Annotated in this window: 8 protein-coding genes; 4 read left to right on the top strand and 4 right to left on the bottom strand. The window is 72.0% G+C overall.

Translation table 11 applies throughout. The annotated features are described in order from the left end of the window. Positions 1-130 precede the first annotated feature (130 nt). Positions 131-313, top strand: a complete 183-nt coding sequence (locus ACFWBW_RS16040; protein WP_385372804.1) for a hypothetical protein — start codon at positions 131-133, stop codon at positions 311-313. Positions 314-368: 55 nt separating this feature from the next. On the opposite strand, the gene ACFWBW_RS16035 is transcribed toward ACFWBW_RS16040, so the two are convergent. After that, positions 369-629 (bottom strand): DUF397 domain-containing protein, encoded by a 261-nt coding sequence (locus tag ACFWBW_RS16035; RefSeq protein WP_385372802.1) that lies wholly within the window; start codon positions 627-629, stop codon positions 369-371. Beyond that, on the bottom strand, positions 589-1,437 hold the full coding sequence (locus ACFWBW_RS16030; RefSeq protein WP_385372800.1) for a helix-turn-helix domain-containing protein: 849 nt from the start codon (positions 1,435-1,437) through the stop codon (positions 589-591). Before ACFWBW_RS16030 ends, ACFWBW_RS16035 begins: the two co-directional genes overlap by 41 nt. Before the next feature lie 135 nt (positions 1,438-1,572). Here ACFWBW_RS16030 and ACFWBW_RS16025 point away from each other — a divergent pair, with 135 nt between their 5' ends. Further along, positions 1,573-1,989: an ATP-binding protein gene (locus ACFWBW_RS16025; RefSeq protein ID WP_385372798.1), complete on the top strand. Its 417-nt coding sequence runs from the start codon at positions 1,573-1,575 to the stop codon at positions 1,987-1,989. Here ACFWBW_RS16025 and ACFWBW_RS16020 read toward each other — a convergent pair. Beyond that, complete coding sequence (locus tag ACFWBW_RS16020; protein WP_385372796.1) at positions 1,943-2,671, bottom strand: hypothetical protein; 729 nt, start codon at positions 2,669-2,671, stop codon at positions 1,943-1,945. The genes ACFWBW_RS16025 and ACFWBW_RS16020 overlap by 47 nt on opposite strands. 77 nt (positions 2,672-2,748) lie before the next feature. Here ACFWBW_RS16020 and ACFWBW_RS16015 point away from each other — a divergent pair, with 77 nt between their 5' ends. Beyond that, on the top strand, positions 2,749-3,633 hold the full coding sequence (locus ACFWBW_RS16015; RefSeq protein ID WP_385372794.1) for a LysR substrate-binding domain-containing protein: 885 nt from the start codon (positions 2,749-2,751) through the stop codon (positions 3,631-3,633). Between the two features lie 95 nt (positions 3,634-3,728). Next, on the top strand, positions 3,729-5,567 hold the full coding sequence (locus tag ACFWBW_RS16010) for a protein kinase (protein WP_385372792.1): 1,839 nt from the start codon (positions 3,729-3,731) through the stop codon (positions 5,565-5,567). A gap of 12 nt (positions 5,568-5,579) precedes the next feature. Here ACFWBW_RS16010 and ACFWBW_RS16005 read toward each other — a convergent pair whose 3' ends face one another. Further along, positions 5,580-6,203, bottom strand: a complete 624-nt coding sequence (locus tag ACFWBW_RS16005; RefSeq protein ID WP_385372790.1) for a hypothetical protein — start codon at positions 6,201-6,203, stop codon at positions 5,580-5,582. Positions 6,204-6,406: the final 203 nt, after the last annotated feature.

Raw genomic sequence — 6,406 nt, 5'->3', positions numbered from 1 at the left:
CCCCCCCCCCCCCCCCCCACCCCCCGTTCGTCCGGCCCTCCAGGGAGGACCCGGACCTACTTGAGGCCGTATCCGCCGTGACCGGCGTAGACGCGACGCGGCCCTCTACGGCTGGGAGGGGACGCACAAGGTGAACCCGGTCTTCCGCCGGCAGGAATCCCCCAAGTCCTACGACCTGGGGGAGAAGAGCCAGGCGAACGGAGACGCGAAGGTCCTCGTGACCTACACCTGGGAGGACGGCACCACGAGCGACATCCATCTGACCATCGGGGTCGACAGCCAGGTCATCACCGGCCTGGACGACACCGCGTAGGCCATCGGCCCCCGCTGCTCCGGCCGCCGCGAGCGGCGGGAGCAGCGGCACGCCGTCAGAGGCTGCGGACGAACTCCGCGAAGGCTGCGGGGGCGACGGTAAAGGTAGGGCCGTCGGGGACCTTGGAGTCCCGGACTGCGATCTGGCAGGGCTGGGTGGCGATCTCTACGCACTCGCCGCCTGTGTCACCGCTGTATGAGGCCTTGCGCCAGGCAGCGTCGCCGAGCGGGGTGCACTCGACGCACTGACCACCAGTGTCCGAGCTGTACGAGGACTTACGCCAGCGCGCGCCCGTCAGGTCCTGGATGCTGTCCATAGCGTTCCTCCATCACACGGGCGATCCGTGCCGCCGAGCCCTCCACGGAGAGAGCGGCGGCCTGCAAGTGATCGTAACGGAGCGAACCTTCCCTGAGGACTTGCGGATTGGCCGTCATGTGCCCCTGCACGAAGTCCTCGGTATACACGAGATCCGGATCGCCCTCGAAGCGTAGGACTGTGAACGAGCCCATCAGCCCGGCGTGCGCACCCACCTCGAAGGGCAGGATCTGCACCCGCACCCACTCCCGACTCTGAAGTTCCAACAAGTGCCCAAGTTGCTCCCGCATCACCTCCCGGCCGCCGATCTCCTGATGCAGGACCGCCTCGCTCAGTACCACCCACATCAGCGGCGGCTCGCTCCGGTCCATGATCCGCTGCCGCTCCATGCGGGCGGCGACCTTCCCGTCGAGACCCTCGTCGCCCCGGACCCCGAGGATCGCCCGCGCGTACGCCTGCGTCTGCAACAGCCCGTACACCAGCTGCGCCTGGAACGTGGAGATGTACGTAGCCCGCGCCTCCATCTCCGCGTACGCCTGGAACCACGCGGGCAACTGGCTCCGTAGGACCAACCCCACCAGCCGGGAGAACACACCACCCGTACCCAGTGCCGCGTCGACCCGTTCCGAGAAGTCCCGGGTCGGTACCTTTCTCGCCGTCTCGATCTGGCCGATCAGCGAGGCTCCGCAGAAGACGATGCTCCCGAGCTGGCCCTGTTTGAGGCCGGCGGCCTCCCGTAGGCGGCGCAGTTCCGCGCCGTAGTAGTCCAGCGGAGAGGCGCTGGGATCGAGGTCACGGACGTTGACCATGGAGCGGTCACCTCCAAGCACACGCCTCACGGCGTTCGTTTCGGTCCATAGCCGAGCGTAACGACGCCGCCCCACTCTGAAGTCATGAATCTCGCAACTGGTCATTCATCAGCAGGAATTGACGACAGCTATCGCATGGGCTTCACCGTCGGTGACCATTCCGCCCGGCACATGCGCCGCATCCTGCGGATGTTCCTCACCCAGTGGGAACTCGACGCCCTGGCCGACGCCGCGGAGCTCGCGCTCACCGAGCTGGTCGCCAACGTCGTGCGCCACGTACCCGGGCGCGGCTGCGCGGTCCTCATCCTGCGGCAGCCGGACGGGCTGCGCGTGGAGGTCTCGGACGGCTGCCCGACGCCCCCACGACCGGCTCCCGACTCCGGGGAGCTGAGTGAGGGCGGGCGCGGCCTGCTCCTGGTCGAGGCGGTGACCGACCGCTGGGGCGCGGACGCGAACTCCACCGGCAAGACGGTGTGGTTCGAGTGCGACGTCCCTCCCCCGGCGACTAGCGGCTCCGCGCGTGCTCGACGGCTGCCGCCGCCAGGCCTGTGACGATCGGGTGGGCGCGGGTGCCGTCGCCGTCCAGTTCGGGCTGGAAGAGCGTGGCCAGGAAGAAGGGGTGCTCGGCGAGTTCGGCGATGCGGATGTCGCCGGATTCGTCGGCGCCGGTGAAGGTCATGCCGTGCGCCCGCAGCAGGTCCAAGTGGAGCGGGTTGGGGCCGTAGTTGCAGTGGTAGCGGGCCTGCGTGCGGTCCGCGCCGAGCAGCCGGGCGGCGCGGGAGCCAGGGGTGACCCGTACGGTCCCCTCGTGGCCCACGAGCGAGCAGGCCAGCTGGACGACCACCGCGTCCGCCTCGGCGGCCCCCGGGTCGTTCTCTGCGTGGGCGCCCCGGTCGAGACCGCAAACGGTACGGGCGAACTCCAGCAGGGCGTGCTGGAAGCCGCCGCAGGTGCCGAGGAAGGGGATGCCGTTCTCGCGGGCGTCCCGGATCGCCGTGAGCACCCCGTCCTCGCTGCGGTAGGGGCTGCCGGGGAGGACCCAGACGGCGTCGAAGCCGTCCACGCCCTGACCCGCTTCCTCGGTGGGGATCCAGTAGGCGTCCAGGTCCAGGCCCTCGCGCAGGCGCAGTGCCTCCAGCAGGCCGGGGATGCGGGCGTGGGAGCGTACGGCGTCGGAGCGGTCCGCGATCAGCGCGATGCGGGCGGTGGGTGCGGCGGCGTGGTTCGCGTTCATGACGACCATCCTCCGAGTCCCCGGCCCATCACGTCCAACGATGATCCTCACTACCCGCATAAGCGATACTGATGCGCATGGATCCGCATCTCCTCCGCACCTTCGTCGCGGTCCTCGAACACCGCTCCTTCTCCACCGCGGCCTCGGTCCTCGGCTACACGCAGTCGGCCGTCTCCCAGCACATGGCGGCGCTCGAAGCCGACTTGGGCGCCAGGCTGGTCGAACGCCGGCCCGTCGCCCCCACCGAGGCGGGGCTCCGGCTGATGGAGCACGCCCCCGCGCTGCTCCTGCGCCTGGACGCGGCCCGCGCCGACATCGCCCGCCTGCACCGGGCCCCCGACGCCCGGCTGACGCTGGCCTGTTCCCCCGCGGCCTTCGGCCCGGCCCTCGCGCGGGCCCTGGCCCGGCTGCGCGCCGCGGGGCCGGTGGAGGTGGACGTCCACGTCGTGGGCCGGGACACGGTGGTCGAGGGGGTCCTGACCGCCCGCGCCGACCTCGGCCTCGTGGACGGGGTGGCCGCGCCCAGCGACCCCCTCCCGCTGCCGGACCTCGGCCCCACCGTCACCCTCGCGGTCACCGAGGAGCCCCTGGCGGTGCTCTTCCCGCACGACCACCCCCTGGCGCGGCGCAGTTCGGTCCGGCTGCCCGACCTCGCGCAGGCGCAGTGGATCGACGCCCCCGACACGGCGGTCCCCCTCGCCCGGCTCCGCGAGGTCAGCCACACCCCCGGCTTCCACCCCCGGATCCGCCACCACGGCACCGACCCCCACGCCCTGGCCGCCCTGGCCGCCGCCGGCCACGGCCTGACCGCCCTCCCCCTCTCCCTGGCGGCCGTCTTCCCGGGCACCACGGCAATCCCGGTCCGCACCCCCCGCCTGGTCCACCGCACGGAACTCCTCCACCCGTCGGCCCCGCCCCCACACGCGGCCCGCCTGGCGACCTTCCTCACGGGGCGCGCGTAGCCGAGCGTTCCGGGCCCGAAGCGCGACCTGGCAGAACGCCGCCGGACATAGGCTTCACCTCGGCGGGACGAGGATCGTGGCGGGGAGACGAGCCAGTGCGGGAACTGATCGAAGACCGGTACGAGTTGGAGGAGCTGCTCGGCCGGGGCGGGTTCGGCGAGGTGTGGCGGGCCACGGACCGCCGGGTGGGCCGCCTGGTCGCCGTCAAGATCGGGTACCCACTGACGTACGAGGACACCCGCCGGTTCGAGCGGGAGGCCAGTCTCGCCGGAAGCCTCGCCCATCCCCACATCGCCACCATCCACGACTTCGGCCACACCGAACGCTCGGGGCGCAGCACGGTGTTCCTGGTCATGGAGCTGCTCCCGGGGCGCAGCCTCGCCGAGATCCTGGACGACGAGGTACCGCCCCTCGCCGACGCCCTTGAGTGGGCGCGGCAGATCGCGGACGCCCTCGGGGCCGCGCACGACGCCGGAATCATCCACCGGGACATCAAGCCGGCCAATGTGATGGTGGTCGGGAACGGGGTGGCGAAGGTACTCGACTTCGGCATCGCCAAGGCCCGGGGCGGCCCCGGTACGGAGCTGACGGGCACGGGCATGATCATCGGCTCCTTCCCGTACATGGCCCCGGAGCGCTGGACGGGTGGTGGGAACGGGGTATCCGTGGACGGCCGCAGCGACCTGTACGCGCTGGGCTGCGTCCTGATGGAGCTGCTCACCGGCCAACGCCCCTTCCCGGCACGCGAGATGCACGAGCTCCTCGCCCAGCACCTGACAGTCGAGCCGCCCTCCCCCGGCTCGCTCCGGCCGGGGTTGCCCCCCGGCCTCGACGGCCTCGTACTCGAACTGCTCGCCAAAGACCCCGGGAACCGCCCCGCCGATGCGCACGCGGTGGCACGGCGGCTCGCGGAGATCGCCCGGGGCGATACACCGTCCGCGCCCGCCGTGACGCCTTCTCCCGGCCCGGCAGTGACCCCCTCCTCGGCACCCCCGGTGCCGTCCTACTCCCCGACCGTCCACGTCCTCGGGGCGCAGCCGTCGGCCGATCCTGTCCGGGCCCTGTTGCGGCGGCGCCTGGAGCGGCTCCTGGCGGACGGCCCGGCCGACCTCGTGGAACGGCTGGGCATGCTCGCCGCCGACTCGGCGGATGAACTCGGCGCGAACGACCCGCTGACGGTGCGGGCCGCGTACCACCGGGCGGTGCGCGTACGAGGGCAGGCCGGAGTCGAGTTGGAGCGCATCCTGCCCCGCATGGTGCGGGTCCTCGGCCTGGAACACCACGACACGATCACCGCGCGCGTCGCGTACGTCGGGGAAGCCGCTGCCCACGGCCCCGGCGACGGCCACCGCCACGAGGGGGAGCTGCACGAGATCATTGAGCAGGCGGTCCGGGTGCTCGGCCCCCACGACCCGGTGACCATGACCGCACGGTACTACCTGGCGTCGGCGATGCAGCGGGGCTCCCACGACCGCGACGGCCAGTGGGACGCCCGTACCCCCGAACGGGCTGAGGGGGAACGCGCCCTGCTGGGGCCGCTACTGCCCGGGCTGGAACGGGCCCTGCCCTCCGACAGTCCGATCCTGCTCGACGTACGGCGCCGGCTGGCGCACGACGCGTGGCTGGTCGGTGACCTCGCGGCGGCCGCACCGCTGTACCTACGACTGTTTCCGGACGTGGAGGAGCTCGTGGAGCACGGCGACCCGGAGGTGGCGCACCGCGTGATCCGCAGCATCGGCGAGGCGGGGGACCCCGAGCGCGCCCTGAGCCTCGTCAACCCGCTGCTGCACCGGCTCCCCTTCGTCTTCGGCAGCGGCGACTGGTTGACCCAGGAGGTCACAGACACCCGCGCGTACCTGCGCCGCGCACTGCGCGAGCGCCGCCGCGACGCCGGTCCGGGGAGCGGCACCCTCTCCCGCCTCTTCGGCCGCTGACCGGAAGGAGGGTCAGGAAGCCGGCCCGTCCGGCCGGGCGCGGCTCAGGAGGAATTCGGTCGCCCCGGCGATGGCCTCGGCGTACGTGGGGTGCACGGCTTCCGACTCCTCCTCCTGTCCGTCCGCGGCGGCGGCCGTGTACCACCAGGCTTCGGCGTCCGGGTCGTGGTGGATGACGGCGGTGCCGCCCGCATAGCGCAGCGGGATGGACTCGCTGGCGGACCGCTTCGCCACCGCGTGGGGCCACTTGAGGCGGGCGGACTGGCGCTTGATGCCGCCCCAGGCCGCGCCGAGCTGCGTATAGCTGGCCCCGCTGCGGCCGGCGACGGTCGCGGCGCTCTCCGCCATCCGGTCGACGGACCGCTTGGCTTCGTAGAGCGCCCGCAGCATGGCCAGTTGTACGTCGGGGGCGGCCATGAGGGCGGAGTCGAAGGGCTGGCCGGCGGCCCGGTAGGCCTGCGCGCGCGTGGAGATGCGCTGCGCCAGCGGGCGGACCGCGTCGAGCACCTGGTCGTCCATGTCGAACGCCTCGTTCGCGGCGGGCTCGCTCCAGGCGGGCTCCACCAGGGCCATGACAGTGGCCCAGAAGTCCTCGTCGTTCCTGTCGGGGGTCGGGATCGATGCCGATTCATCCATGCGACATGTTTACCTGCCGAGGTTCGGAATGACAAGTAAAACTGTCGCGACTGGATAGACGACAGTGGTTTATGTCGTCTGCCCGACCTTCCCGGCCACCTCCCGGCGGCGTGAGCAGGCCCGGGCATGGCGTCCTACCAGCGGGTAAGGCACGATGGGCCGCCGGTGTGCGGCGACGTACGTACGCCGTATGCCGCCCACCC

The organism is Streptomyces sp. NPDC059957, assembly GCF_042730015.1.
Lineage (GTDB): Bacteria > Actinomycetota > Actinomycetes > Streptomycetales > Streptomycetaceae > Streptomyces.
The sequence above is the reverse complement of the archived record's forward strand: the minus strand, read 5'-3'. Positions and strand labels throughout refer to the sequence as shown.

Bases quoted from the DNA above. Each gene is read 5' to 3' on its own strand.
- ACFWBW_RS16020 (WP_385372796.1), bottom strand. From the start codon at position 2,671: ATGAACGCGAACCACGCCGCCGCACCCACCGCCCGCATCGCGCTGATC.
- ACFWBW_RS16025 (WP_385372798.1), top strand. From the start codon at position 1,573: ATGGGCTTCACCGTCGGTGACCATTCCGCCCGGCACATGCGCCGCATC.
- ACFWBW_RS16005 (WP_385372790.1), bottom strand. From the start codon at position 6,203: ATGGATGAATCGGCATCGATCCCGACCCCCGACAGGAACGACGAGGAC.
- ACFWBW_RS16035 (WP_385372802.1), bottom strand. From the start codon at position 629: ATGGACAGCATCCAGGACCTGACGGGCGCGCGCTGGCGTAAGTCCTCG.
- ACFWBW_RS16030 (WP_385372800.1), bottom strand. From the start codon at position 1,437: ATGGTCAACGTCCGTGACCTCGATCCCAGCGCCTCTCCGCTGGACTAC.
- ACFWBW_RS16015 (WP_385372794.1), top strand. From the start codon at position 2,749: ATGGATCCGCATCTCCTCCGCACCTTCGTCGCGGTCCTCGAACACCGC.